This window comes from Micromonospora sp. L32, from assembly GCF_052068055.1.
Lineage (GTDB): Bacteria > Actinomycetota > Actinomycetes > Mycobacteriales > Micromonosporaceae > Micromonospora > Micromonospora purpureochromogenes.
This window is the reverse complement of record NZ_JBQHDD010000001.1, coordinates 616,446-641,099: the sequence shown is the minus strand read 5'-3', so window position 1 is coordinate 641,099 and position 24,654 is coordinate 616,446. Positions and strand designations below refer to the sequence as shown.

At 74.6% G+C, this 24,654-nt stretch carries 23 protein-coding genes; 9 read left to right on the top strand and 14 right to left on the bottom strand.

Annotated features, from left to right (window positions below):
• The first annotated feature begins 94 nt into the window (after positions 1-94).
• Positions 95-430: a hypothetical protein gene (locus ACTMTB_RS03190; protein WP_441142362.1), complete on the top strand. Its 336-nt coding sequence runs from the start codon at positions 95-97 to the stop codon at positions 428-430.
• Here ACTMTB_RS03190 and ACTMTB_RS03185 read toward each other — a convergent pair.
• From ACTMTB_RS03185 to ACTMTB_RS03160, 6 genes are all read right to left on the bottom strand, one after another.
• Entirely contained in the window at positions 419-1,120 is a 702-nt protein-coding gene (locus ACTMTB_RS03185; protein ID WP_441142361.1) for a uracil-DNA glycosylase, read from the bottom strand. The two genes, ACTMTB_RS03190 and ACTMTB_RS03185, sit on opposite strands and share 12 nt — an antisense overlap.
• 53 nt (positions 1,121-1,173) lie before the next feature.
• On the bottom strand, positions 1,174-1,656 hold the full coding sequence (gene tsaE, locus ACTMTB_RS03180) for a tRNA (adenosine(37)-N6)-threonylcarbamoyltransferase complex ATPase subunit type 1 TsaE (protein WP_210775394.1): 483 nt from the start codon (positions 1,654-1,656) through the stop codon (positions 1,174-1,176).
• Positions 1,653-2,744 (bottom strand): alpha/beta fold hydrolase, encoded by a 1,092-nt coding sequence (locus ACTMTB_RS03175; protein WP_441142360.1) that lies wholly within the window; start codon positions 2,742-2,744, stop codon positions 1,653-1,655. The genes tsaE and ACTMTB_RS03175 overlap by 4 nt, the downstream gene beginning before the upstream one ends.
• Positions 2,741-3,859, bottom strand: coding sequence for an alanine racemase (alr, locus tag ACTMTB_RS03170; protein WP_441142359.1), 1,119 nt, complete (start codon positions 3,857-3,859; stop codon positions 2,741-2,743). Before alr ends, ACTMTB_RS03175 begins: the two co-directional genes overlap by 4 nt.
• A gap of 88 nt (positions 3,860-3,947) precedes the next feature.
• A complete protein-coding gene (locus tag ACTMTB_RS03165; protein ID WP_441142358.1) occupies positions 3,948-5,420 on the bottom strand; it encodes an NAD(P)H-hydrate dehydratase in 1,473 nt (490 codons plus the stop codon).
• A gap of 55 nt (positions 5,421-5,475) precedes the next feature.
• The gene (locus ACTMTB_RS03160; protein WP_088960309.1) at positions 5,476-5,844 is read right to left on the bottom strand and encodes a holo-ACP synthase; all 369 of its coding nucleotides are present in this window, start codon (positions 5,842-5,844) and stop codon (positions 5,476-5,478) included.
• Positions 5,845-5,989: 145 nt separating this feature from the next.
• On the opposite strand from ACTMTB_RS03160, the gene ACTMTB_RS03155 reads away from it, so the two are divergent.
• Together ACTMTB_RS03155 and ACTMTB_RS03150 are read left to right on the top strand one after the other, a co-directional pair.
• Positions 5,990-6,307 (top strand): hypothetical protein, encoded by a 318-nt coding sequence (locus tag ACTMTB_RS03155; RefSeq protein ID WP_441142357.1) that lies wholly within the window; start codon positions 5,990-5,992, stop codon positions 6,305-6,307.
• Positions 6,304-8,019, top strand: a complete 1,716-nt coding sequence (locus tag ACTMTB_RS03150; protein ID WP_441142356.1) for an alpha/beta hydrolase — start codon at positions 6,304-6,306, stop codon at positions 8,017-8,019. The genes ACTMTB_RS03155 and ACTMTB_RS03150 overlap by 4 nt, the downstream gene beginning before the upstream one ends.
• Before the next feature lie 147 nt (positions 8,020-8,166).
• Here the strand turns inward: ACTMTB_RS03150 and glmS are convergent, their stop codons facing one another.
• The gene (gene glmS, locus ACTMTB_RS03145) at positions 8,167-10,080 is read right to left on the bottom strand and encodes a glutamine--fructose-6-phosphate transaminase (isomerizing) (protein ID WP_441142355.1); all 1,914 of its coding nucleotides are present in this window, start codon (positions 10,078-10,080) and stop codon (positions 8,167-8,169) included.
• 243 nt (positions 10,081-10,323) lie between these two features.
• Between glmS and ACTMTB_RS03140 the strand changes: the two genes are divergently transcribed.
• From ACTMTB_RS03140 to ACTMTB_RS03125, 4 genes are all read left to right on the top strand, one after another.
• Positions 10,324-11,424 carry an MmpS family transport accessory protein gene (locus tag ACTMTB_RS03140; RefSeq protein ID WP_441142354.1) on the top strand — a complete coding sequence of 367 codons (1,101 nt, stop codon included), beginning with the start codon at positions 10,324-10,326 and terminating at the stop codon, positions 11,422-11,424.
• A gap of 30 nt (positions 11,425-11,454) precedes the next feature.
• The gene (locus ACTMTB_RS03135; protein ID WP_441142353.1) at positions 11,455-12,645 is read left to right on the top strand and encodes a pyridoxal phosphate-dependent aminotransferase; all 1,191 of its coding nucleotides are present in this window, start codon (positions 11,455-11,457) and stop codon (positions 12,643-12,645) included.
• Complete coding sequence (locus tag ACTMTB_RS03130) at positions 12,645-13,754, top strand: threonine aldolase family protein (RefSeq protein WP_441142352.1); 1,110 nt, start codon at positions 12,645-12,647, stop codon at positions 13,752-13,754. The genes ACTMTB_RS03135 and ACTMTB_RS03130 overlap by 1 nt, the downstream gene beginning before the upstream one ends.
• A gap of 366 nt (positions 13,755-14,120) precedes the next feature.
• Positions 14,121-15,080, top strand: coding sequence for an aldo/keto reductase (locus tag ACTMTB_RS03125; RefSeq protein WP_441142351.1), 960 nt, complete (start codon positions 14,121-14,123; stop codon positions 15,078-15,080).
• A gap of 198 nt (positions 15,081-15,278) precedes the next feature.
• On the opposite strand, the gene glmM is transcribed toward ACTMTB_RS03125, so the two are convergent.
• From glmM to ACTMTB_RS03090, 7 genes are all read right to left on the bottom strand, one after another.
• Positions 15,279-16,634 (bottom strand): phosphoglucosamine mutase, encoded by a 1,356-nt coding sequence (gene glmM / locus ACTMTB_RS03120; protein WP_238449061.1) that lies wholly within the window; start codon positions 16,632-16,634, stop codon positions 15,279-15,281.
• Positions 16,635-16,747: 113 nt separating this feature from the next.
• Complete coding sequence (gene rpsI / locus ACTMTB_RS03115) at positions 16,748-17,212, bottom strand: 30S ribosomal protein S9 (RefSeq protein ID WP_088998399.1); 465 nt, start codon at positions 17,210-17,212, stop codon at positions 16,748-16,750.
• 20 nt (positions 17,213-17,232) lie between these two features.
• A complete protein-coding gene (rplM, locus tag ACTMTB_RS03110) occupies positions 17,233-17,676 on the bottom strand; it encodes a 50S ribosomal protein L13 (protein ID WP_154941857.1) in 444 nt (147 codons plus the stop codon).
• 191 nt (positions 17,677-17,867) lie between these two features.
• Positions 17,868-19,250 carry a nitrate/nitrite transporter gene (locus ACTMTB_RS03105; RefSeq protein WP_441142350.1) on the bottom strand — a complete coding sequence of 461 codons (1,383 nt, stop codon included), beginning with the start codon at positions 19,248-19,250 and terminating at the stop codon, positions 17,868-17,870.
• Positions 19,251-19,374: 124 nt separating this feature from the next.
• Positions 19,375-19,668, bottom strand: a complete 294-nt coding sequence (locus ACTMTB_RS03100) for a type II toxin-antitoxin system PemK/MazF family toxin (protein ID WP_088960296.1) — start codon at positions 19,666-19,668, stop codon at positions 19,375-19,377.
• Positions 19,658-19,915, bottom strand: a complete 258-nt coding sequence (locus ACTMTB_RS03095) for a DUF6364 family protein (RefSeq protein ID WP_154941856.1) — start codon at positions 19,913-19,915, stop codon at positions 19,658-19,660. The genes ACTMTB_RS03100 and ACTMTB_RS03095 overlap by 11 nt, the downstream gene beginning before the upstream one ends.
• 351 nt (positions 19,916-20,266) lie before the next feature.
• A complete protein-coding gene (locus ACTMTB_RS03090; protein WP_441142349.1) occupies positions 20,267-20,968 on the bottom strand; it encodes a class I SAM-dependent methyltransferase in 702 nt (233 codons plus the stop codon).
• A gap of 146 nt (positions 20,969-21,114) precedes the next feature.
• Here ACTMTB_RS03090 and ACTMTB_RS03085 point away from each other — a divergent pair, with 146 nt between their 5' ends.
• Entirely contained in the window at positions 21,115-23,223 is a 2,109-nt protein-coding gene (locus ACTMTB_RS03085) for a molybdopterin oxidoreductase family protein (protein ID WP_441142348.1), read from the top strand.
• Positions 23,220-24,650, top strand: coding sequence for an FAD-dependent oxidoreductase (locus tag ACTMTB_RS03080; RefSeq protein WP_441142347.1), 1,431 nt, complete (start codon positions 23,220-23,222; stop codon positions 24,648-24,650). The genes ACTMTB_RS03085 and ACTMTB_RS03080 overlap by 4 nt, the downstream gene beginning before the upstream one ends.
• The last annotated feature ends 4 nt before the right edge of the window (positions 24,651-24,654 follow it).

The window sequence follows — 24,654 nt, the reverse complement described above, 5'->3', positions numbered from 1 at the left end:
CGATGAGCTGGGGCTGGACCGAATCCTGGACCGGCTGAGCGACCTACCCCATCTGCTGACCGGCAGTACCGCAGCGCTACTCCAGGGCGCCCCGGTGCCAACCGACGCGGTCGAGATCGCCGTTCGCTGGCGTGACTCGGCCCGCTTCACCGCCTGGCTGGACGCGGCCTACGGACAACGGTGGAACGCCCGGTGGAGCGAGTTCGGCGGGCTCCGCCTGGAACCGGAGGAGCCCGGCGAGCACCGCTGGCAGACCCGGTACGGCCAGCTCCGCGCGCAGATGTGCGAAGAACTGCCGGAGGCGATCGAGGTGCGGCACGGGCACCGGAGCTACCGGGTGGTGCCGCTGGTCGCGGTGGAGCTCACCGACCCCCGCGCCGCCGAACTGCTGCGTCGCCACCGCCAGCGGACGCCCGGGTCAGTCGGCTGAGCGCTCCCAGTCGACGGTGGGCAGGCCGGCGTCGGCGAGCGCCTTGTTCGCGGCGCTGAACGGCCGGCTACCGAGGAAGCCACGCGGGTTCATCGGGCTGGGGTGCCCGGCCTCCAGCACCACGTGCTGCGGGTTGGTGACCAGGGCCGCCTTCTTGCGGGCGTAGCCGCCCCAGAGCAGGAAGACCACCCGCTGCTCCATCGCGTCGAGCGCCCGGATGGTGGCGTCGGTGAACTCCTCCCACCCCTGGTTGCCGTGGGAGCCGGGGGTGGCCTGGCGGACGGTCAGCACCGCGTTGAGCAGCAGCACGCCCTGCGCCGCCCAGCCGTTGAGGTTGCCGCTGCGCGGCTTGGGCACGCCGAGGTCCTCGCCCAGTTCCTTGAAGACGTTGCGCAGGGACGGCGGCACCGTCACCCCGTCACGGACGCTGAAGCTGAGCCCGTGCGCCTGCCCGGCCCGGTGGTAGGGGTCCTGCCCGAGGATCAGCACCCGGGTCTCCCGCGGCGCGCACAGCCGGTAGGCGGAGAAGAGGTCCTCCACCGGCGGGAAGACGGTCTGGGTGGCGTACTCATTGGCGACGAACTCGGCCAGCGCCGCGGTGCGGGCCGGGTCGAGGTGCGGGGTGAGCACGGCACGCCACTCCTCCGGCAGCAGCGCCAGCAGGTCGAGGGCAGGGGTGTCGTCGGGCATCGGCAACCTTTCGCAGTCTGTGCCGGCACTCTAGGCAGCTGGTACGACAGCCCTCAGCGCAGGGCTGCCAGGCGCCGCGCCCAGTCGCCCCCCACCGGCTCCAGCTCGACCAGCCGGGTGTCGTCCTCCCGCCGGTCGAGGCGTACCCGCAGGTGGGCGTCGACCAGCTGTTCGACCAGCCCCTCGCCCCACTCGACCACGGTCACCGAGTCGTCCACCGAGGCGTCCAGGTCCAGGTCGTCGATCTCGGCCCGCGGGTCGGCCGCGTCGCCCAGCCGGTACGCGTCGGCGTGCACCAGGGCCACCGTCCCGCCCCGGGCCGGGTCCGGCCGGTGCACCCGGGCGATCACGAAGGTCGGCGAGGTGATGGCGCCGAGCACCCCCAGCCCGGCGCCGATGCCCTGGGTCAGCGCGGTCTTGCCGGCACCCAGCGGGCCGGTGAGCAGCAGCAGGTCGCCGGCGCGCAGCACCCCGGCCAGCCGGCGGCCGAACGCGTGGGTGTCCTCGACCGTCGGCAGCGTGACGGTCAGCGTCACAGCCCCTCCAGGAAGTCCCAGAGCGCCTTGTTGACCTCGTCGGCGTGTTCCAGCATCACCACGTGCCCGCTGTCGTTGACCTTGATGTACCGGGCGTGCGGCAGTCGGCGCACGATCTCCTCCGAATGGGTCACCGGCGTGATCATGTCCTTGTCACCGACCACGACCAGCACCGGCGTGCCGCTGAGCGCGGCCAGCGCCGGGAAGCGCGAGTGCGTGGCGAGGGTACGCAGGTAGCGGGTGACCGTGTCGGCGGAGGTCCGCGAGTTCATCTCCTCCACATAGGAGACCAGGGCCGGGCTCGGCTTGCGGGTGCCGAAGCCGTACTTGCGGGTCAGCAGCCAGGCGACGTTGGAGGTCGACTTCCGGGCCCGGTCGATGACCGTCCCGCCGTACCGGGTGGCGTTGCTCATCATGTAGAGCACCGGCGCGCCGACCCGGCCGATCAGCGCCGGGGCCACCAGCTTGGTCTCCGCGATCAGACCGCCCGAGGTGGCCATCAGCACCGTGCCGACCACCCGGTCGCCGAACATCTCCGGGTACAGCTCGGCGAAGGCCATGATGGTCATTCCGCCCATCGAGTGGCCGACCAGCACCAGCGGCCCCTCCGGGGCGGTCCGGTCGATCACCCGGCGCAGGGTGCGGCCCAGCGCGGCGAGGTCGTACTCGCCGCTCTCCAGCCGCCCGGAGCGGCCGTGACCGGGCTGGTCGTACGCGACGATCCGGTGCTCGCCCCGCTCGGCGAGCAGCTTGCGCTGGAAGTGGAACGTCCCCATGTCCAGGCAGAAGCCGTGCACCAGCACCACGGTCGGCCGCCCCGGCGCCGGACGGGTCGGCTCGACCACCTCGACATGGATGTCGGTGCCGTCCGGCAGCTCCAGCCGGAACGCGTCGTCGTACCGCTGCTCGCCGAAGACCTCGTGCGCGTACCGGTCGGTGGGGTCGGCCTTGAGCCGGCGGACCAGGACGCGCTCGCTCACCATGCCCGCGGCGAGCCCCGCGGCGGCGACGCCGACCGCGGCCCCGACCACGCCGGCGACCTTGCCGGCGGCGGTGCGCGGTCGCGGGATCCGGAAGCGCTGGCTCACGGCCGCTCACCGTCGTAGGCCCGGGGCACCCGGCTGCTGCCGAAACGGGTGACGATCTCGTAGTTGATGGTGCCGACCGCCTCGGCCCAGTCGTCGGCGGTGGGCTCGCCGTCCGCGCCGCTGCCGAACAGGGTGGCGACGTCCCCGGCGGCCACCGCGTCCTCGCCGCAGTCGAGCACGAACTGGTCCATGCAGACCCGGCCGGAGATGGTGCGCCGCTTCCCGCCGAGCTGCACGGGCCCGACGTTGGAGGCGTGCCGGGGCACCCCGTCGGCGTAGCCGAGCGGCACCACGGCCAGGTTCGCCTCCCGCCCCGTGGTGTAGGTGTGACCGTAGGAGACGCCGGTGCCCTCGGGCACCCGCTTGGTCAGCATCACCCGGGCCCGGCCGGTCATCGCCGGACGCAGCCCGAAGCGCTCCCCCGCCACCGGCGAGAGGCCGTAGACGGCGATCCCCGGGCGGACCAGGTCGAAGTGGGTGTCCGGGCGGGTCAGCGTGGCCGCCGAGTTGGCCAGGTGCCGGTAGCGCGGGCGCAGCCCGGCCCGCTCGACCATGGCCAGCCCCTCGTGGAAGACCGCGAGCTGGCGGTCGGTGGTGGGGTGGCCGGGCAGGTCCGCGTACACGAAGTGGCTCCACACGCCGACCACCTCGACCAGGCCGTCGGCCTGGGCCTTCGCGGCGGCCTCCAGCAGGGTCGGCCAGTCGGCGACGGTGGCCCCACCCCGGGACAGCCCGGTGTCGATCTTCAGGTGCAGCCGGGCCGGGCGGTCCACCCGGCGACTCGCCTCGATCATCTCGTCCAGCTGCGGCAGGCTGGCGGCGCCCAGGTCGACCCCGGCCGCCACGCCCTCGTGCAGCGGCAGCCCGGGGGCGAGCAGCCAGGCCAGCACCGGCGCGGTGATCCCGGCCCGGCGCAGGGTCAGCGCCTCGTCCAGCGTGCAGACCCCGAGCCAGTCCGCCCCGGCGTCCAGCGCGGCCAGGGCCGACGGGACCATGCCATGGCCGTACCCGTCGCCCTTCACCACCGCCATCAGCTCGGCGCTCGTACCCGACCGGAGCCGGGCCACGTTGTCACGGATCGCGTCGAGATCGACGCGTACCTCGGCCTGCCACATACGCCCAGCCTACTTGCGCCGGTGATCACACGACCGGGCTCCCGCCCGCGTCGGCGACCCGCGCCACGCCGGGGAGCGCGACCGCGGCTCAGTCCACCAGCGGGGCCAGCACCGGGCGCAGGGCTGCCGCCACGTCGGACGCGGTCACCGGCCCACCCCGGGCCGCCTCCCGTCCGGCCAGCCCGTGCAGGTACGCGGCCGTCGCCGCCGCCCGCTCCGGGGCCAGCCCGGCGGCGAGCAGCGAGCCGAGCAGCCCGGCCAGCACGTCCCCGGTGCCCCCGGTGGCCAGCGCGGAGGTGCCGGTCGGGTTGACGTACGCCCGGCCGTCCGGCGTGCCGATCACCGTGCGGTCCCCCTTGAGCAGGACCGTCGCGTTCATCCAGGCGGCCAGCCGCAGCGCGGCGGAGACCCGGTCGGCCCCCGGCTCCTCCCCGCAGAGCCGGGTGAACTCGCGGTCGTGCGGGGTGATCACGATCGGGGCGTCCCGGTTGCGCAGCCGGTCGGCGAGCGAGCCGTCCACCAGCAGGGTGAGCGCGTCCGCGTCGAGCACCACCGGCACCGGCGCGGAGAGCACCGCGCGCAGCTCGCCGGCGGCGTCCTCGCCGGTGCCCAGCCCGGAGCCGCAGACCCAGGCCTGGACCCGGCCGGCGTCGGCGACCCGCCCGGTGGCGATCACCGACGGGTGCTGGTGCAGCACCTCCGCGCGGGCCCCGCCGGCGTAGCGGACCATGCCGGTCGGCCCGGCCAGGGCGCCACCCACCGAGAGCACCGCCGCGCCCGGATACGTGGCCGACCCGGTCGCCACCCCGACCACGCCCCGGCTGTACTTCTCCGTGGCCGGGCCGAGCCGGGGCCACCACTCGACCATGTCCGACCACTCGGTCACCCGCAGCGCCGGTGACCCGCGCAGCCACGGCTCCAGCCCGATGTCGACCAGCTCCACCTGCCCGGCGAGGGGGGCGGCCGGCCCGACCACCAGGGCGGGTTTGAGCGCGCCGAAGGCCACCGTCACGTCGGCCCGCACCGCGCTGTGCCGGCCGGAGGCGGTCAGCGGCACGTGGCCGGTGTCCACCGCCACCCCGCTCGGCACGTCCACCGCGACCACGGTCGCCCGCGCGCCGTCGCGCCCGCAGTACCGGACCAGGCTGGCCGCGAGCTGCTCGGCGGTCTCCCGCAGCCCGCCGGTGCCGCCGATTCCGACGATGCCGTCGAGCACCAGGTCGACCATGGCCGGGGGCCGGTCGACCAGCCGCCCGCCGGCGGCGCGCAGCGCCGCCACCCCCTCGGCGTGCGCCCGGCCGGGGGTCAGCAGCAGCGCCGACACGGCCACCCCGCGCCGGGCCAGCAGCGCCCCGGCGTAGAGCGCGTCACCGCCGTTGTCGCCGGTGCCGACCAGCAGCAGGACCCGCGCGCCGTACACCCCGCCCCGGTCGGCGAGGAGCAGCGCGCAACGCCGGGCCAGCCCGGAAGCGGCCCGCTTCATCAGCGTCCCGGGCGGGAGGGTGGCCATCAGGCCGGCCTCCGCCGCGCGTACGTCCGCGACCCGCCACACCGGTTTCATGCCACACCGTCCCGTCTGTCACCTCGCGGGCCGGCCCGGGGGCCCGCCCGGCCGATCAGCGTTCCGCGACCACCATGGCCGAGGCGATCCCGCCGTCGTGCGACAGCGAGAGATGCCAGCGGTTGATCCCGCGCTCCACCGCGGCGGCGGCCACGGTGCCGGAGACGGTGAGCCAGGGCCGGCCGTCCGGGTCCGGCACGATTTCGCAGTCGTGCCAGCTCAGGCCGGCCGGGGCGCCCAGCGCCTTGGCGACCGCCTCCTTGGCGGCGAACCGGGCGGCCATCGACTCCGGGGAGCGCGGGTTGCCGGAGCGGGTGTACCGCTCCGCCTCGGTGAAGAGCCGGTCGGCGAGCAGCGGAGTGCGGGCCAGCGCCCGGGCGAACCGGTCCACCAGCACGACGTCGATGCCGACCGCGACGATCACGACGCTCACCCTACCGGCGGGAAGGGCGGCAGATTAGCTGCCTGCTCGGCTGTGGGCAACGCCTGTGGAAAACCCTCGGGTACGACCACCGTCCGCCGTCCACAGGCCCTCCCGGTGACCGGTGCCGCTGCCTAGCGTCGACGTGGTGCTGACGGAGGGGGCGCGGGTGGACGGGGAGCCGGTGCAGGTGCGGGCCGCGGTGCTGCGCGAGGTGGCGGGCGGGCTCGCCGACGGGGCGTACGCGCTGGCGCACGGGCTGGTCGGCGTGCCGGGGCTGGTCGTGGTGGCGGCCGAGTGGCGGGCGGCGGCCGCGCTGACCCGGCTGGAGTCCGCGGTGCACGACTGGCACGGCGCGCTCGCCGCCCGGGTGGCGGAGGCCGGCTCCGCGCTGCGCGCGGCGGCGGACGGGTACGACGCGGCCGACGACCGGGCGGCCGGCCGGCTCGCCGGGCTGCCCCGATGACCGGGTACGGGCAGCTCTGGCGCGCCGCCCCCGGCAGGTGGGGTGCGGCCGGCGCGGCCTGGCGCGGGCTGGCCGACCCGGTGCGGCGCCGCCGGGCGGCGCTGAACGAGCGCGCGACGACCCTGCGCGCGGGCTGGTCGGGTGGGGCCGCCGGGGCGGCCGACGGGCGGCTCGGCGCGCTCCGGGGCGAGCTGACCGCGCTGCTGCCCGCCCTGATCGAGGCCGACCAGGTGCTGGCCGAGTTCGCCGGCCGGCTGCGGGTGGCGAAGGCCCGGCTGGCGGAGGCGGTGGCGCTCGCCGACCGCACCGGCGTGCTCGTCGACCGCCACGGCGGGGTCAGCGCGGCTCCGCCCAGCGCGCCGACCTGGGCCGGCCCGGAGGCCGGTGTCCTGCCCGGCGCCGGGCTCCGCTCGGGCGCACCGCCGGGCGGCCGGTCCCTGCCCGGCGGACGGACCGGGTCGGGCCCGGCCGCGATGCCGAGCGCGGACGTCGGCGCGGCAACCGGCCCGGCGGCGCTGGACCAGGTGGCCGCCGCGGTGCGGGACGCGCTGGCGCTGGCCGACGCGGCGGACCGGGAGGCGGCCATCCGACTGGACGAGCTGAGCGCGGCGGCCCGCGGCGGCTGGGCCGACCCGCCACCACCGGGCCGTCCACCGGCCGACGCCGATCCGGCGACCGTCCGGGCCTGGTGGGCGGGGCTCACCCCGGCCCAGCGCCGCTGGCTGGTGCGGTACGAGCCGGGCCGGGTCGGGCGGCTCGACGGGGTGCCGGTCGCCGCCCGGGACCAGGCCAACCGGCTGCTGCTCGACGACCGGCGGGAGGCGCTGCTCGCCGCGCGGCGGGAGTTGCTGGGCCGGCCGGCCCCCGGCCCGGCGGAGCTGGCCGGGCTGCGCCGCCTCGACGCGGGACTGGCCGGCCTCGACGGGCTCGCCGGGCAGCTGGCGACGGCGGAGCCGCCCCGGTCGTACCTGCTGGGGCTGGATCCGACCGGGGACGGGCGGGCCATCGTGGCGCTCGGCAACCCGGACCGCGCCGACCGGGTGCTGACCTACGTGCCGGGGATGACCGCCGACCTCGCCGACGCCCCGGCCGAGCTGGGCCGGGCCGGTCGGGTGCTGTCCCGCTGCGCCGGCCTCGCGCCGGGGCGGGAGACGGCGGCGGTGCTCTGGCTGGACTACGACGCGCCGGACTTCCTGCCCGAGGCGGCCCGGTCCAGCCAGGCCGAGGTCGCCGGGCCGGCGCTGCACCGCTTCCAGGAGGGGCTGCGCGAGACCCACGAGGGCCCGCCGGCCCGGCAGACGGTGCTGGGGCACAGCTACGGGTCGCTGGTGGTGGGCGCCGCCGCCCGGGACCACGGTCTCGACGCGGACGCCCTGGTCTTCGTGGGCTCGCCGGGAGTCGGGGTGGACCGGGCCGAGGCGCTGCGCCTGCCACCGGAGCGGGTCTGGGCGAGCACCGCGCCGGACGACGTGATCCGGCTGGTCGAGCCGCCCGGGCAGCTCACCGGCCGGGCGGTCCTGGCGGCGTCGCCGCTGGCCACGGCGGTGTCGCTGCTCCGCCCCGACGACCACGAGCTGTGGTTCGGCCACGACCCCAGCGACCCGGGCTTCGGCGGGCGCACCTTTCCCAGCGGCCGGTACGGCCACACCGGTTACTGGGAGGCCGGCAACCCGGCGCTGGAGGGGATGGCCCGGATCGTGCTCGGCCGGTGACCGGCCCCACCCGTGCCGTCGGTCGTCCCGCCGGCGGGCGGCCCCGGTCTTCCGGGTCGGCCGGGCCACGGCCGCGGGCGGGCGGAACGACCGGACCCCGCCGGCCGTGGTCACGGCGGGCGGGGTCCGGTGGACGCTGGCGTCAGGTCACTCCACGGTGACCGACTTCGCCAGGTTGCGCGGCTGGTCCACGTCGTGTCCCCGGGCCGCGGCGATCTCGGCGGCGAGCACCTGGAGCGGCACGGTGGTGACCAGCGGGGCCAGCAGGGTCGGCGTCCGCGGCACGTAGATCAGGTGGTCGGCGTAGCGGACGACCGCCTGGTCGCCCTCCTCGGCGATCACGATGGTCCGGGCGCCCCGGGCGCGGACCTCCTGGATGTTGGAGACGACCTTGTCGTGCAGCATGCCCCGGCCGACCGGCGACGGCACCACGCAGATCACCGGGGTGCCCTTGTCGATCAGGGAGATCGGGCCGTGCTTCAGCTCGCCGGCGGCGAAGCCCTCGGCGTGCATGTACGCCAGTTCCTTGAGCTTGAGCGCGCCCTCCAGGGCCACCGGGTAGCCGACGTGCCGGCCGATGAAGAGCACGGTCGGCTCGGACTTCAGCTCGCGGGCCAGCTCGCGGACCGGCTCGATCCGGTCGAGCAGCTCGCGCAGCTTGCCCGGCATCTCCTGGAGCTGCGCGACCACCGCGCCGACCTCGTCGGCGAACTTGATCCCGCGCACCTGGGCCAGGTGCAGGCCGATCAGGTAGCAGGCGACCACCTGGGTGAGGAACGCCTTGGTGGAGGCGACCGCGATCTCCGGCCCGCCGTGCGTGTAGAGCACGGCGTCGGACTCGCGCGGGATGGTCGAGCCGTTGGTGTTGCAGATGGCCAGCACCCGGGCCTTCTGCTCCTTGGCGTGGCGCAGCGCCATCAGGGTGTCCATGGTCTCGCCGGACTGCGAGATCACCACGATCAGCGTGGACCGGTCGAGGACCGGGTCGCGGTAGCGGAACTCGCTGGCCAGCTCCACCTCGCAGGGGATCCGGGTCCAGTGCTCGATGGCGTACTTGGCGACCAGGCCGGCGTGGTAGGAGGTGCCGCAGGCCACGATGAAGATCTTGTCGACGTCGCGCAGGTCCTGGTCGCTGAGGCGGACCTCGTCGAGGGCGATCTCACCGGTCTCGGTGAGCCGGCCGAGCAGCGTGTCGGCGATCGCCTGCGGCTGCTCCTCGATCTCCTTGAGCATGAACCAGTCGTAGCCGCCCTTCTCCGCGGCGGAGGAGTCCCAGTCGATGTGGAAGTCCTTGCCGGTGGCGGGCTGACCGGCGAAGTCGGTGATCTCGATACTGTCGCCGGTGATCAGCACGATCTGGTCCTGGCCCAGCTCGACCGCCTCGCGGGTGTGCTCGATGAACGCGGCCACGTCGCTGGCCAGGTAGTTCTCCCCGTCGCCGCGACCGACGACCAACGGCGAGTTGCGCCGGGCGCCGACCACCGCGCCGGGGATGCCGGCATCGACGGCCAGCAGGGTGAAGGCGCCCTCCAGCCGCTGGCAGACGACCCGCATGGCCGAGGCCAGCAGCTGCGGGTTGTCGGCCTCGCCGGCCCCGCGCAGGTCGGCCAGCGCCGCCGACAGCAGGTGGGCGGCGCACTCGGTGTCGGTGTCGCTGGTGAACTGGACGCCGTCGGCCTCCAGCTCGGCCCGGAGCTTGGCGAAGTTCTCGATGATGCCGTTGTGGATCACGGCGACCCGGCCGTCGGGGGCCAGGTGCGGGTGGGCGTTGCGGTCGGTCGGACCGCCGTGGGTGGCCCAGCGGGTGTGCCCGATGCCGGTGGTGCCGTCCCCGATGCCGATCGGGCTGGCGGCGCAGTCGTCGGGGTTGCTGGCGGCGCGCTCGGAGAGCACCTTCTCCAGGTTGGCCAGCTTGCCGGCCTTCTTCTCGGTCAGCAGTTCGTCATCGCAGACGATCGCCACGCCGGCCGAGTCGTAGCCGCGGTACTCCAGCCGCCGCAGTCCGTCGAGCACGATGCCGAGCGCCGGGCGCGAGCCGGCGTAACCCACGATTCCACACATGGTCCGCAGCCTAACCCAGTTTCGCTCATCGCGCGTGCGCGGAAGTCGGGTAAACAATCACTGAATCTGAGCGATCGGCCGGTAACGGGCGTCCTGCGGACAACCCTGCCCCGCCGTCCGTGCGGGCCACGGGGCCCGACGGGGTTGCGGGCCCGCCGCCGGTACGACAGTCTCTCGGCGGATCCGGCACGTCCCTCGGGCGGCCCGTTCGTCCCGTTCCCCCTCGCCCGCTCCGGAGCAGCCATGTCCGACCCGTCCTCGCCCGAGCCGTCGCCGCCAGCACCGCAGGCCTCCGAGCCGTCGCCCGCCGCCCCGGTCGAGCCGTCGACCCCGACGGCCGGCTCCGCCCCGGCGGACCCGACCGCCCCACCGGCCCCCTCGCCGTCCACCTGGACGCCGCCGGACCCGCTGGCCGCGCCGCAGCCCTGGACGGCGCCGGACCCGTGGGCGGCCCCGTCGACCCCCGCGACGCCGCCGGCTCTCCCCGCCGACCCGGCCACATCTCCGGGCGCGTCAGGGCCCGACGGCTCCGCCGCCTGGGGCGTGGGGGTCCGGCCGCCGGTCCCGCCGGCCGCACCCCGGCCCGCAACGCCCGCCGCCGGGCCGCACGCCGCACCCCGGCCCGCGACGCCCGCCGCCGGGCCGCACGCCGCACCCGCCGGACCCTTCGCCGCGCCCGGCGGCGCTCTCAGCGGCGCACCCGGCGGCCCGGCCGGACCGGGTACGCCGCCCGTCGGCTGGCCGCCGGCCGGGTACCCGTCGCCCTACCCGCCGTCCGGCTACCCGCCGCCCTACGCGTACCCCGGGTACCGGCCGCCACCCGACCCGGCCCAGGGACGTCGGGTCGTGGGCATCGTCATCGCCGTCGTCGCGGTGCTCGTCCTCGGCGTGTGCGGGTGCCTGGGCGTGGGCAGCGTGCTGGTCGGGCGGTACACCCCGACCGCCGACGATCCGTACTACGACGACCCGGACCCGTACTACGACGGCGACTACGACGAGGAGAGTCCGTTCCCCACCTGGACGCCGCCCACCCCCAGCGAGCCCGCGACGGCAGCCGCCACGCCCTCGACCGGTCGCGGCCGGATCGTCGTGTCCTACGAGGTGACCGGAAAGGGGCGCGGCGACATCCAGTACTACGACGCCAACGGCGAGTTCATCCGCCTCGAGGCCGTGTCGCTGCCCTGGCGTCAGAAGATCCGCACCGACGACCCGAACCGGGTGCTGGTGATGGCCGGCAACACCGACGACGAGGGGAGTGTCGCCTGCTCGACCAGGGTCGGCGACCGTGCGCCGGTGACCGACGCGGGGGCGCCGGGATACCAGGTGACCTGCGGGAGCAGGTGATGCCGGCGGCGCGCCCGTAGGCTGGCCGGCGTGACGACGCCAGATGTCGACCCGCTCGTGGCCCGGATGCGTCCGTTCGGCACCACGATCTTCGCCGAGATGTCCGCGCTGGCCGTCCGCACCGGCGCGGTCAACCTCGGGCAGGGCTTCCCGGACAGCGACGGCCCGCCGGAGATGCTGGCCGCGGCGGCCGAGGCGCTGCGCGGCGGGCAGAACCAGTACCCGCCGGGCCCGGGCATCCCCGCGCTGCGCCGGGCCGTCGCCGACCACCAGCGCCGTTTCCACGGACTGGAGTACGACCCGGACGGCGAGATCGTGGTCACCGCCGGCGCCACCGAGGCGATCGCCGCCAGCATCCTCGCCCTCTGCGAGCCCGGCGACGAGGTGGTCTGCTTCGAGCCGTACTACGACTCGTACGCGGCCTCCATCGCGCTGGCCGGCGCGGTCCGGCGGCCGGTGACCCTGCGTCCCGGCGACGACGGCCGGTACGCCTTCGACCCGGCGGCGCTGCGCGCCGCGTTCGGCCCGCGGACCCGGCTGGTGCTGCTGAACTCCCCGCACAACCCGACCGGGAAGGTGTTCACCCCCGACGAGCTGGCCCTGGTCGCCGAGCTCTGCCAGGAACACGACGCGTACGCGGTCACCGACGAGGTGTACGAGCACCTGGTCTTTCCCGACGCCGCCGCGCCGCACGTGCCCCTGGCCACCCTGCCCGGGATGCGGGAGCGGACGCTGCGCATCTCGTCGGCGGGCAAGACCTTCTCCTGCACGGGTTGGAAGGTCGGCTGGGCGAGCGGCCCGGCCCCGCTGGTCTCGGCGGTGCTGCGGGTCAAGCAGTTCCTGACCTTCGTCAACGCGGCGCCGCTGCAACCGGCGGTCGCCGTGGCGCTGGCCCTGCCGGACGCCTACTTCACCGACTTCCAGGAGGGCATGCGCCGGCGCCGGGACCAGCTCGTCGCCGGGCTGACCGACGCGGGCTTCGACGCGCTGAGCCCGGAGGGGACGTACTTCGTCACCGCCGACGTGACCGCGCTGGGCGGGCGGGACGGGGTGGAGTTCTGCCGGTCGCTGCCCGAGCGGTGCGGCGTGGTCGCGGTGCCCACCCAGGTCTTCTACGACGACCCCGAGGCGGGCCGGCGGCTGGTCCGGTTCGCCTTCTGCAAGCGTCCGGACGTGCTCACCGAGGCGGTCACCCGCCTGCGCCGACTGAAGGAGGCCTGATGACCGACGGGTACGCCGATCGGGTCCGCCGGCTCAGCGCGCTGCGCGGCTGCGACACCGTGCTCTCCGGGGCCCGGCCGCCCTCGGTCGTCGAGCAGCTCGACACCATCCGCGCCGCCGCCTCCGACGAGCTGCTGCCGGACTTCTACGGCGAGGGCGGCGCGGTCGAGGCGGTGGAGCGCCGGGTGGCGGACCTGCTCGGTACCGAGGCGGCCGCCTTCTTCCCGAGCGGCACGATGGCCCAGCAGGTCGCCATGCGCTACGGCGCCGAGCTGACCGGGCGCAGCGCGGTCGGCCTGCACCCGCTGAGCCACCCGCTGGTGCACGAACGGGACGCGTACGCGGTGCTCGGCGGGCTGCGGGCGGTGCTCACCACGGCGGCCCCACGCAACCCGACCGCCGCGGAGGTCGCCGCGCTCGACGAGCCGGTCGGCAGCCTGCTGCTCGAACTGCCGCTGCGCGACGCCGGTTTCCTGCTGCCGACCTGGGACGAGCTGGTGGCGGTGGTCGGGGCGGCCCGGGACCGGGGCGCCCGGGTACACCTCGACGGTGCCCGGCTCTGGGAGTCCACCGTCCACCTCGGTCGGTCCCTGGCCGAGATCGCGGCCCTCGCCGACAGCGTCTACGTCTCGTTCTACAAGTCCCTCGGCGGCCACTCCGGCGCCGCACTGGCCGGCCCGGCCGATCTGATCCGCTACGCGCGGGCCTGGCGGCACCGGTACGGCGGCACCGTCTTCCAGCAGTGGCCGGCGGCGCTGGCCGCCCTCGCCGGCCTGGACCGGGAGCTGCCGCGGCTGGCCGGCTACGTCGGGCACGCGAAGGTGGTTGCCGCGGCGCTGGCCGGCCTGCCCGGCGCGCGGGTGTACCCTGCACCGCCGCACACCCACCAGTTCCGGCTGTGGCTGCCGCATCCGGCGGGCGCGCTGAACGACGCGAACCTCGCCCTCGCCGAGGAGGAGAAGGCGTGGTTCGTCGGCGGCTGGCAGGACACCGAGGTGCCGGGGCTGGCGATGGCTGAGGTCACGGTGGCCGGGCCGGCGACCGAGCTGGACGCCGACCAGGTGGTCGAGCTGGGCGGGCAGTTCCTCCGCCGGCTCCGCACGGCCTGACGGCCGGCGGCCGGCCGCGCCGGGGAAGGTGGAGCGCGCAACTCAGCCGGGCCGTGCACACCCGGCCCCAGCACCTGTATCTCGGCTCCGTCCATTTTCCCCCGTTGTTCATTTCCGGTTGGCCCGCCGAGGTGTGTGCGCGGTCCACCGCGGCACACCCGGCGCATCGATCGGCGGACAACATCGGCCGACCCGACAATCGCGCCGCTCACCAGCGCAGATCCACTGCGTGCGAGAATTCCCCCGGCCACAAATGACCATTCCCCGTCACGAGTGGCTGACGTCAATACCCTGTCACATTCTCACACCCGCATCCAATGACGGCGGGTGATAGGCTGACCCGAGCCCGATTGCAACCAATTCGGCATGGGGGAGAAGATGCGCTACACACGGCTCGGCGGCGACGGTCCGCAAATACGAGCCATCGGCCTCGGCTGCATGGGAATGTCGTGGGGATACGACGAGGACGGGCGCGACGACGACCATTCCGTCGCGGTCATCCACCGGGCGATCGAGCTGGGCTGCAACCTTCTCGACACGGCGGACCTGTACGGCCCGTTCACCAACGAACGCCTCGTCGGCCGGGCGCTGCGCGGGCACCGTGACCAGGTCGTGCTGGCGACCAAGGGCGGCCTGCTGGCCGACGGCAGCCGGGTGCACCGCAACGGACGCCCCGAACACCTGCGGGCGGCGTGCGAGGCGAGCCTGCTCAGGCTGGGTGTGGACCATGTCGACCTCTACCAGTTGCACCGCGTCGACCCGGCCGTTCCGATCGAGGAGAGCTGGGGGACGCTGTCCGAGCTGGTGACCGAGGGCAAGGCCCGGATGATCGGGTTGTCCGAGGTGTCGGTCGACGAGATCCGGCGGGCCGAGGAGATCCACCCGGTCGCGAGCGTCCAGTCCGAGCTGTCCCTGTGGACGCGTGAGCCGCTGGATTCGGTCCTGCCGTACTGCACCGCGAAACAAATCACATTCTTGCCGTTCGCGCCGCTCGGCCGCGGTTTCCTCACCGGTCGTTTCGCCAGCACCGCCGATCTGCCGGTCCGGGACGCCCGGCGCAACCTGCCACGTTTCCAACCGGATACAATTTCCGCAAATCAAGAAATCGCCCGGCGGATTGTTCGTATTAGTTCCGAAATGGGTTCGCCACCTGCGCAGGTGGCGCTCGCCTGGCTACTGGCGCTCGCCGACAACGTGCTTCCCATTCCGGGCACGAAGACGCTCAGTCATTTGGAAGACAACATGGCCGCGGATTCGATCACGCTGACTGCGGACGCGCGTTCGGCACTCGACGCCCTCCCCGAGCCCGTGGGCAACAGGTACTGAGCCGGCACACATTCCGCGACGCAATTCGACGACGGTCGCCCGCCCCACATCATCGGGGCGGCAACCGTCGCGTCGTGGAGGACGTCACCTCAGCGACGGCGAGGACCCCGCCGACACCTTCGAGCGGGCCACCCGGCTGCGCCTCTGAACGGCGCCGGGCCCGGCCGCGAGCCCTGGGCGCGCGGCCGAGCCGACCCGTCAGGCGGTCGGGCTGGCGGCGCGTACGTGCTCGGCGATCCGCTCGGCGACCGAACGGGCGGTCGCCTCGGTGGCGGCCTCCACCATCACCCGCACCAGCGGCTCGGTGCCGGACGGGCGTAGCAGCACCCGGCCGGTCTCGCCCAGCTCGGCCTCGGCGCGCTCCACCTCGGCCCGCACCTCCGGCGCGCTGGCGCCGACGGTGCGGTCACCGACCGGCACGTTGATCAGCACCTGCGGCAGCTTCGTCACGACCGAGGCCAGCTCGGCCAGCGACTTGCCGGTGGCCGCGAGCCGCGACATCAGGTGCAGCCCGGTGAGCACGCCGTCGCCGGTGGTGGCGTACGCCGGCATGACGATGTGACCGCTCTGCTCGCCGCCGAGGGCGAGGCCGGAGGCGCGCAGCTCCTCCAGGACGTACCGGTCGCCAACCTTGGTCTCGATCAGCCGGATGCCCTCCGCGGACATCGCCAGGCGCAGGCCGAGGTTGCTCATCACGGTCGCGACCAGGGTGTCCTGGGCGAGCGTGCCGGCCTCCCGCATGGCGAGGGCGAGGATCGCCATCACCTGGTCGCCGTCGACCTCGTCACCGTCGGCGGTCACCGCGACGCACCGGTCGGCGTCGCCGTCGTGCGCGATGCCCAGGTGGGCGCCGTGCTCGACGACGGCGGCGCGCAGCCCGTCGATGTGGTTGGAACCGCAGTCGTCGTTGATGTTGAGCCCGTCCGGCTCGGCGTGGATGGCGATCACCTCGGCGCCCGCCTCCCGGTACGCCACCGGGGCCACCTCGGCGGCGGCGCCGTTGGCGCAGTCCACCACCACCTTGATCCCGTCCAGCCGGTGCGGCACCGTGCCGACCAGGTGCTGCACGTAGTGGTCGGCGCCGTCGAGCAGGTCGTGCACCCGGCCGACGCCGGCGCCGATCGGCCGGTCCCAGGCGGTGGTGGCGTTCGCCTCGACGGCCGCCTCGATCCGCATCTCGATCTCGTCCGGCAGCTTGTGCCCGCCGGCGGCGAAGAGCTTGATCCCGTTGTCCGGCATCGGGTTGTGCGAGGCGGAGAGCATCACGCCCAGGTCGGCCTTGGCCTCGGCGGTGAGGAAGGCGACCGCCGGGGTCGGCAGCACGCCGACCCGGACCACGTTCGCCCCGGCGCTGGTGAGCCCGGCGACCACGGCCGCCTCCAGCATCTCGCCGCTGGCCCGGGTGTCCCGGCCGACCACGGCGAGCGGGGGATGCGTCTTGTCCGACTCGGCCAGCGTGTGCGCGGCGGCCACCGCCACCGCCAGCGCCAACTCGGGGGTGAGATCCGCGTTCGCCCGCCCGCGTACGCCGTCCGTGCCGAACAACCGGCCCATACCCGCCAACCTCCGATGAAAGGGTCCCAGGGGAAACGGCGAACGGCCGGGCCACCTCCCGTGTGGGGAGGCGATCCCGGCCGTCCGTCAGAAGTACAACGTGTCGCTGATGATCAGCGCTTCGAGTACTGAGGAGCCTTACGGGCCTTCTTGAGGCCGTACTTCTTGCTCTCCTTGACCCGGGCGTCCCGGGTCAGGAAGCCGGCCTTCTTCAGGGCCGGGCGGTCGTCCGGCTCGTTGACGATCAGCGCCCGGGCGATGGCCAGCCGCAGCGCACCGGCCTGGCCGGTGGTGCCGCCGCCACGCAGGTTGGCGATGACGTCGAACGCCTCGGGCTTCTCGGCGGTGACCAGCGGGTCCTTGATGAGCTGCTGGTGCACCTTGCTCGGGAAGTAGGCCTCGAGGTCCCGGCCGTTGCAGGTGATCTTGCCGCTGCCGGGGACGATGCGCACCCGGACGATGGCCTCCTTGCGCCGACCCACGGTCTGGATCGGGCGGTCACCACGAGGCGCGCGGGCGACGGGCGCCGGCGCCTCGGTGGCCTCGGGGGCGACCTCGGTCTCGGTGATGTCGGTCATGCTGCTTCCTTCGCCCGCGCTCACTGCGCGATCTGCTTGATCTCGAACGGCACCGGCTGCTGCGCGCCGTGCGGGTGCTCGGCACCGGCGTAGACCTTCAGCTTCTTGATGAGCTGACGGCCGAGCTTGTTGTGCGGGAGCATGCCCTTCACGGCCAGCTCGATGGCCCGCTCGGGACGCTTGGTCAGCAGCTCGTCGTAGCCGACCTGCTTCAGACCACCCGGGTAACCGGAGTGGCGGTAGGCAATCTTGGTCTGACGCTTGTTGCCGGTCAGCGCAACCTTGCCCGCGTTCACGATGACGACGAAGTCGCCCGTGTCGACGTGCGGCGCGAAAGTCGGCTTGTGCTTGCCGCGCAGCAGCGTGGCGGCGTGGGTGGCCAGGCGGCCCAGCACGACATCAGAGGCGTCGATAACGTGCCACTGACGCTCGATCTCACCCGGCTTCGGGCTGTACGTACGCACAGGTCTACCTTGTCTCGTCGTCGGTCTGGGGTCGCGCGCCGAGGTGACCAGGCGCGCACGAACGACCAAGCGTACCTGATGCGGCACGCCTCTGGATGTCGTACAACAGCAGGCAACGATACCCGGCGCCCCGTCGGCAGGTCAAAACGGGGGGTCACCCAGCGTGGCTTGCGACATGGCGATGGTACAGGTCACACCCCGGCCAGCCGGCGCGGGCCCGGGCGCAGGTACACCGCCCAGGTCAGGGCGAAGCAGAGCGCGTACCAGCCGATGAAGGCCAGGTACGCCGCGTCGGCGTTGCCGGAGGTCAGGAACGACTGCCGGAAGGCGATGTTGACCAGCACCCCGCCGGACGCGCCGACCGCCCCGGCGATGCCGATCAGCGACCCGGAGAGCCGGCGGGCCCGCCGCTCGGCCGCCTCGGGGTCGCCGGTCAGCTCGCCCTCGGCCGCCGCCTTGGCGCGGAAGATCGCCGGGATCATCTTGTACGTCGACCCGTTGCCGATCCCGGAGAAGACGAAGAGCGCCAGGAACCCGGTCAGGTAGAGCGGGAACGACTGCTCCCGGGCCGCGTACAGCACCAGCCCGGCGCCGGCGGCCATGGCCACGAAGTTCCAGAAGGTGACCCGGGCGCCGCCGAGCCGGTCGGCCAACTGGCCGCCGAGCGGCCGGATCAGCGACCCGACCAGCGGGCCGAGGAAGGTCAGCCAGGCGGCGTCGACCGGGGTCGGGAAGCGCTCGGCGAACTGGAGCTGGAGCACCTGCCCGAAGGCGAAGCCGAAGCCGATGAAGGAGCCGAAGGTGCCGATGTAGAGCAGCGACATCACCCAGGTGTGCGGTTGGCGGGCCGCCTCGCGCAGCGCGCCCGGCTCGTTGTGGGCGTTGGGGAGGTTGTCCAGCCAGCGCGCCGAGGCCAGCGCGGCCAGCACGATCAGCGGCAGGTAGACCGCCGGCACCAGCCGGGGGTACGCCGCCCCCGCGGTGGCCAGCACGGCGAGCCCGACCAGCTGCACCGCCGGTACGCCGAGGTTGCCCCCGCCGGCGTTGAGCCCCAGCGCGCGGCCCTTGAGCCGGTCCGGGAAGAAGAGGTTGATGTTGGCCATCGAGGAGGCGAAGTTGCCCCCGCCGACCCCGGTGAGGCAGGCCAGCACCATCAGCGTGGTGTACGACACTCCCGGTTCCAGCAGCACCGTCATCGGCACCGCCGGCACCAGCAGCAACAGCGCGCTGACGATGGTCCAGTTCCGGCCGCCGAAGCGGGCCACCGCCAGCGTGTAGGGCAGCCGCAGCACCGCGCCCAGCGCGGCCGGCACGGCGGTGAGCAGGAACTTCCCCGCCGGGTCGATGCCGTACGCGGGACCGAGGAAGAGCACGGTGACCGACCAGAGGCTCCACACGGAGAACCCGATGTGCTCAGCGAAGATCGACACCCAGAGGTTCCGGCGGGCGATCGGCGCCCCGGTCGTACGCCAGAACGTCGGGTCCTCGGGGCGCCAGTCGTCGATCCGGTGCCGGCGCCCGGCGGCGGCCGTGGGGTCGGCGGGGGCTGATGTCGTGGGGGCGAGCGTGCTCACGGCGGCTCCTCCTGGTCGATGTGACGCTCAGGAGATTAGGAACGGCCGGTTACCCGACGGTACCTGTCGCGGGTCGTTCCGGAAACGGAGATCGCACGTCGGCCGCAGGGCGGTGGTGAGGCGGTCAGAGCTGCTGGAGGATGCGCAGCGCCCGCCCCACCCGCTGCATGGTCTCGGTGTCGGCGACGTCGACGCACTCGGTGAACCACTTCTTCATCGGCGAGGAGAGCCGGTCGGGCATCACCACGTACCCGCCCATCGGCACGGCGAGCGGGGAGTCCCGCAGCAGCGCCGTCTCGACCACCTCCGCCACCATCACGATCGGCACGTCGGTGGAGTTGTAGACGTCGGTGCTGATCACCAGCCCGAGCCGTTCCCGGGCGCCCTCGATCCGCCAGATCTCGCCCCTACGCAGCACGCGGACGTCCGCCGAAGAGCGCGTCGTCGACCATGCCGACCTCCCGGGCGTCGGCGAGCGCGGCGGTCTCCAGGTCGAGCCCCGCCCGGCCGACCGCGGCGGCGTGCGCGGTGAAGACCTCGCGCAGCGCCTTCTCCCGGGCCGCCTGGTCCATCCAGGCGGAGAGCGACAGCCCCTCGCGCTTGGCGAACCGGCGTGCCTCCTCGATCGTCTCGTCGGAGAACGACAGGGTCACCTTGGCAGTCATGCCGCTGAGACTACCCGCTGGTATGACCAGCAGTCATCCCACTTCGCGCCGGTCGGCCAACGGCTCAAAACGCCCTCGTCCGGGGTCGGGCCACCCGGCGTGTCACGCCCTCCGTTCCCCGCGCGTCCCATTCGCGGCGTCTCGCGGCACCGTTGGGCCACGCCTCCCGCTTTGCGGCGTGTGGCGGTATCCGGCTGCCCTGACACCGCGACACGCCGCAAACGGTGTCGCAGCGCGCGGCGCGCGGCGGGCAGTCCGGGGGACTGGGAGGGTCGTGGGAGCGGGACACCGACCGGGCCGACGGGGTCGGGCCGGCGCCCGGGCGATCCGGCTAGCGGCGGCGCGGCGGGTTCAGGCGGGCGGGCGGGTGCCGCCGAAGACGGCGAAGCGCCACGCCTTGAAGAAGCAGTCCACGTCGACCAGCCCGGCCTCGGCGAGCCACCGGCACTGCGCGTCCACCGGCGCCGGCCGGTCGTGCCGCATCCGCTCCCGGGCGGCGGCCAGCTCCGCGTCGTCGGACCCGAGCGCGGTGGCCTGGGCCACCCAGACCTCGTCGTAACGACGGTCCAGCGCGGGGGTCGGGCCGGCAACCTGCTCGGCGTTGACGAACACCCCGCCCGGCGTCAGCGCCGCGGCGGCGCGCCGGTAGAGGGCGCGCTTGCCGTCGTCGTCGAGGTGGTGGACGGCCAGGGCGGAGACCACCGCGTCGTACCGGCCGGCGGGGAGCGGATCGGCCAGGTCGGCGACCACCGTCCGGTGCGGCACGCCCCGGGCGGCCAGCGCGTCGGCGGCCACCGCGAGCATCCGCGGGGCGCCGTCGAGCAGGGTCACCCGGACCCCGGGCAGCGCCGCGGTGAGCAGCAGCGAGAGCAGCCCGGTGCCCGCGCCCAGGTCCAGCACCTCGGGGGTACGCCCCGCGGCCAGCGCGGCCCGCAGCGGCACGGTCGCCACCTCCACCGCGGTGCCGTAGAAGTCGTCGAAGCGCGGCACCAGGCGCCGTCTGGCCTGGTCGTAGCTGCCGGCCATCGCGTCGAACGCCGCCGTCACGCTCATCGTCGTCTCCCATATTTCAGGACGGTTGTCCCAAATCATAGACCCACCGACCAGCCGGCTGCCCCGGTGCGGTGTGAGGCGCTCTTGACAGGACCGAAACAGACGGGACCCGGACCGGAAACCGCCCCCCGGCACGCTTCACTGGCATGACACACCGTGCCCGCTCCGCGACCCGATCGGGGGGCGACCCCCGGCAGGCGGAGACGCACTGCCCGTACTGCGCCCTGCAGTGCGGGATGGTCCTGCGCGAGACCGGCGATCGGGTGGAGGTGCTCCCCCGCCAGTTCCCCACCAACCGGGGTGGGCTGTGCCAGAAGGGCTGGACCGCCGCCGAGCTGCTGGACCACCCGGACCGGCTGACCACCCCGCTGGTGCGCGACCCGGCCACCGGCGAGCTGCGCCCGGCGACCTGGGCGGCCGCGCTCGACCGGATCGCCGCCGGCATCCGCGCCGTCCAGACCGGATACGGCCGGGACGCGGTCGCGGTCTTCGGCGGCGGCGGGCTCACCAACGAGAAGGCGTACGCGCTCGGCAAGTTCGCCCGGGTGGCGCTGCGTACCCGGCACATCGACTACAACGGCCGGTGGTGCATGTCCTCGGCCGCCGCGGCCGGGATCCGCGCCTTCGGCGTCGACCGAGGGCTGCCCTTCCCGCTGGCCGACCTCGGCCGGGCGGAGACCCTGCTGCTGGTCGGCGCCAACCCGGCGGAGACCATGCCGCCGCTGATGCGCCACCTCGCCGACCAGCGGGAACGCGGCGGACGCCTGATCGTCATCGACCCCCGGGTCACCGCCACCGCCCGGCAGGCCGACCTGCACCTGCAACCGCTGCCCGGCACCGACCTGGCGGTGGCCAACGCGCTGCTGCACATCGCGCTCACCGAGGGCCTCATCGACAAGGACTACGTCGCCGCCCGGACCACCGGCTTCGACGAGGTACGCCGTACCGTGGCCGGCTACTGGCCGGCGGAGGTGGAACGGCTCTCCGGAGTGCCGATGGCCGACCTGGAGGCGACCGCCCGCGCGCTGGGCACCGCACGCAGCGCGATCATCCTCACCGCCCGCGGCGCGGAACAGCACGCCAAGGGCGTCGACACCGTCAGCGCCTTCGTCAACCTGGCGCTCGCCCTCGGCCTGCCCGGCCGCCCCGGCTCCGGCTACGGCTGCCTGACCGGCCAGGGCAACGGCCAGGGCGGGCGGGAACACGGGCAGAAGGCCGACCAGCTCCCCGGGTACCGGAAGATCGACGACCCGGCGGCCCGGGAGCACGTGGCGGGGGTCTGGGGCGTCGACCCCGACGACCTGCCCGGGCCGGGCGTGCCGGCATACCAGCTGCTGGAGTCGCTCGGCACCCCGGGCGGCCCCCGGGCGATGCTGGTCTTCGGCTCCAACCCGGTGGTCTCCGCACCCCGGGCCGCCCTGATCGAATCCCGGCTGCGCGGGCTCGACCTGCTGGTGGTGGCCGACTTCCTGCTCTCCGAGACGGCCGCCCTCGCCGACGTGGTGCTGCCCGTCGCGCAGTGGGCCGAGGAGGAGGGCACGATGACCAACCTGGAGGGTCGGGTGCTGCGCCGCCACGCGCTGCGCCAACCCCCACCCGGGGTCCGGACCGACCTGGCGGTCCTCACCGAGCTGGCCGCCCGGCTCGACGCCCCGGCGTCCTTCCCGGCCGACCCGGCCGAGGTCTTCACCGAGCTGCGCCGGGCCTCGGCCGGCGGCGTCGCCGACTACGCCGGGGTGAGCTGGGAGCGGATCGACGCCGACGAGGGGGTCTTCTGGCCCTGCCCGGACCCCGACGGGCCGGACACGCCCCGGCTCTTCGCCGACTCCTTCGCCACCCCGGACGGCCGGGCCCGGTTCCAGCCGGTGACCCACCGGCCCGCCGCCGAGCAGGTCTGCGTCGACTACCCGCTGCACTTCACCACCGGCCGGGTGCTCGCCCAGTACCAGTCCGGCACCCAGACCCGCCGGGTCGCCGCGCTGCGCCGGGCCGCCCCCGGCGGCTTCGTCGAGCTGCACCCCGACCTGGCCGCCCGGCTCGGGGTGGTCGAGGGCGACGAGGTGCGGGTCGCGTCCCGCCGGGGCGAGCTGCGGGCGCCGGCCCGGCTCACCCCGACGATCCGGCCGGACACCGTCTTCGCGCCGTTCCACTGGGGCGGCGCGGCCCGGGCCAACTCCGTGACCAGTGACGCGACGGACCCGGTCTCCGGGATGCCCGAATTCAAGATCTGCGCCGTACGGGTGGAGAAGGCATGAACGTAGTCATCGTGGGATACGGCATGGCCGGGTCCCGGCTCGCCGCCGAACTGCACGCCCGGGACGGGGACCTGAAGGTCGTCGTGCTCGGGGCGGAGCCGCACCGGGCGTACAACCGGATCATGCTCTCCACCCTGCTGGCGGGGAAGGTCGCCGAGCCGGACGTGGAGCTGGCCGAGGTGGCCGGGCAGGGCGTCGACGTGCGTACCGGCGTGCAGGTGACCGCGATCGACCGGGACGCCCGCGTGGTCCACACCGACGACGGCGACCGGATCCCCTACGACCACCTGGTGCTCGCCACCGGCAGCCGGGCCATCGTGCCGCCGCTGCCCGGCCTGGACCCGGCCGACCTGCCGGAGCGGGTGGTCCCGTTCCGCACGCTGGACGACTGCCGGCGGATCCTCGCCGCCGCCGAGGGCGCCCGCAGCGCCCTGGTGCTCGGCGGCGGGCTGCTCGGGCTGGAGGCGGCGCGCGGGCTCGCCGCCCGGGGGCTCGACGTCGGCGTGGTGCACCCGGTGCCGTACCTGATGGAACGCCAACTCGACCCGACCGGCGCGGCCGTGCTGGCCGGCACCCTCGCCGGCCTCGGGGTGACCACCCACCTGGCCGTCGCGGCCACCCGGGTGGCGGCGGACGCCGACGGGGTCCGCCTCGACCTGGCCGACGGCCGGTCGCTCTCCGCCGACCTGCTGGTGATCTCCTGCGGAGTACGCCCCGACACCGCGCTGGCCGCCGCGGCCGGGCTGAGCGTGGACCGGGGCGTGGTGGTCGACGACCAGCTCCGCACCGACGACCCCCGCATCTCGGCGATCGGCGACTGCGCCCAGCACGACGGCATGCTGACCGGGCTGGTCGCGCCGGCCTGGGCGCAGGCCCGGGTGCTGGCCCAGGCGCTCACCGGCGAGGACCCGGCCGCCCGTTACCGGCCCCGGCCGGTGGTGACCCGGCTCAAGGCGGCCGGCATCGACCTCGCCGCGATGGGCGACCCCGCCGACGGCCCGGGCGAGGAGCTGACCTTCGCCGACCCGGCCCGGGGCACGTACGCCCGGCTGCGCATCCACGAGGAGCGACTGACCGCCGCGATCCTGCTCGGGGACAACCCGTCGGTCGGCACGGTGGTGCAGCTCTTCGACCGGGGCGCGCCGGTGCCGGCCGACCGGCGGGCGCTGCTGCTGGGCCGCGCGCTGGGCGGCACCGCGGCGGCGCCGGCGGAGTCCCCGGCGCTGATGCCCGACGCGGCCACCGTCTGCCAGTGCAACGACGTGCGCAAGGGCGCGCTGGTCGCCTGCTGGCGGGCCGGGGCCCGGACGGTGGACGAGGTGGTGGCGACCACCCGGGCCGCCACCGGCTGCGGCGGCTGCCGGGACGCGGTCGCCGGCATCGTCGACTGGCTGTCCGAGGCGGACTCGGTGGGGGCGACCCGATGACCGG

Bases quoted from the DNA above. Each gene is read 5' to 3' on its own strand.
- ACTMTB_RS03125 (WP_441142351.1), top strand. From the start codon at position 14,121: ATGGGGGAGAAGATGCGCTACACACGGCTCGGCGGCGACGGTCCGCAA.
- ACTMTB_RS03085 (WP_441142348.1), top strand. From the start codon at position 21,115: ATGACACACCGTGCCCGCTCCGCGACCCGATCGGGGGGCGACCCCCGG.
- ACTMTB_RS03140 (WP_441142354.1), top strand. From the start codon at position 10,324: ATGTCCGACCCGTCCTCGCCCGAGCCGTCGCCGCCAGCACCGCAGGCC.
- ACTMTB_RS03165 (WP_441142358.1), bottom strand. From the start codon at position 5,420: ATGAAACCGGTGTGGCGGGTCGCGGACGTACGCGCGGCGGAGGCCGGC.
- rpsI (WP_088998399.1), bottom strand. From the start codon at position 17,212: ATGACCGACATCACCGAGACCGAGGTCGCCCCCGAGGCCACCGAGGCG.
- glmS (WP_441142355.1), bottom strand. From the start codon at position 10,080: ATGTGTGGAATCGTGGGTTACGCCGGCTCGCGCCCGGCGCTCGGCATC.
- ACTMTB_RS03080 (WP_441142347.1), top strand. From the start codon at position 23,220: ATGAACGTAGTCATCGTGGGATACGGCATGGCCGGGTCCCGGCTCGCC.
- alr (WP_441142359.1), bottom strand. From the start codon at position 3,859: ATGTGGCAGGCCGAGGTACGCGTCGATCTCGACGCGATCCGTGACAAC.
- ACTMTB_RS03130 (WP_441142352.1), top strand. From the start codon at position 12,645: ATGACCGACGGGTACGCCGATCGGGTCCGCCGGCTCAGCGCGCTGCGC.
- ACTMTB_RS03090 (WP_441142349.1), bottom strand. From the start codon at position 20,968: ATGAGCGTGACGGCGGCGTTCGACGCGATGGCCGGCAGCTACGACCAG.
- ACTMTB_RS03150 (WP_441142356.1), top strand. From the start codon at position 6,304: ATGACCGGGTACGGGCAGCTCTGGCGCGCCGCCCCCGGCAGGTGGGGT.
- ACTMTB_RS03185 (WP_441142361.1), bottom strand. From the start codon at position 1,120: ATGCCCGACGACACCCCTGCCCTCGACCTGCTGGCGCTGCTGCCGGAG.
- ACTMTB_RS03095 (WP_154941856.1), bottom strand. From the start codon at position 19,915: ATGACTGCCAAGGTGACCCTGTCGTTCTCCGACGAGACGATCGAGGAG.
- glmM (WP_238449061.1), bottom strand. From the start codon at position 16,634: ATGGGCCGGTTGTTCGGCACGGACGGCGTACGCGGGCGGGCGAACGCG.